Annotated in this window: 1 protein-coding gene; it reads right to left on the bottom strand. The window is 34.0% G+C overall.

Annotated elements, in window-relative coordinates; translation table 11 throughout:
- Positions 1-9 precede the first annotated feature (9 nt).
- The coding region (locus SSIN_RS08030) for a restriction endonuclease subunit S (protein WP_052076777.1) at positions 10-644 on the bottom strand (635 nt) is incomplete at its 5' end.

The following is a 644-nucleotide window of genomic DNA, read 5'->3' as shown; positions in this document are numbered from 1 at the left end:
GATAAATCATCATTTAGTGACTTGATTAACGGGAATTTCGCCAGAGAGGAGTTTTGGAAGTAAGGAATTTCTTACTTCCATCAATTTACGATTTTCAATACGATTAGAAATGATCTGGTTATAAGTCGGTGCTAGTAATAATCCGATAGATTTATAGTCATGGTCATTTGGTATTAAAATTTCAGCTTTTTCTAAACTCTTTCTAGTTATATGTCCCATTGTAGTTGCTTTATCTGCAGCGATTGCAACGAACTCATCAAGATAATACTTTGTCCAGCTATAGTAAAACCACTTATCATATTCTTGAGAACTAACCTTAAAAAGATGTTGATTAAGTCCACCAATACCTCCAGTCCAAAAATCAACTAGAAGGCTACCAGACCAAGAAAAAATAACATCACCATCTTGAATTATATATGAGCTTTTAATATCTGCTGAACATAAATCGCTTGATGAGTCAAAAATACCTTGTCGTAATTCCTTTATTTTAAGGACAGGTAAGCTTTCCTCATTATCAAATGGTCGATACTTTTGCATAGCTAGTCCATTAAGGTACTCAGCAATATCTGTAAGATTTGCTGTCTTCCAATCAGAGGGCTTCACACCACCAAACGGTTCAAAATCAATGAACCAAGATTTAAAAA

Origin of the sequence: Streptococcus sinensis, from assembly GCF_000767835.1 — a bacterium.
GTDB lineage: Bacteria > Bacillota > Bacilli > Lactobacillales > Streptococcaceae > Streptococcus > Streptococcus sinensis.
The sequence above is the reverse complement of the archived record's forward strand: the minus strand, read 5'-3'. Positions and strand labels throughout refer to the sequence as shown.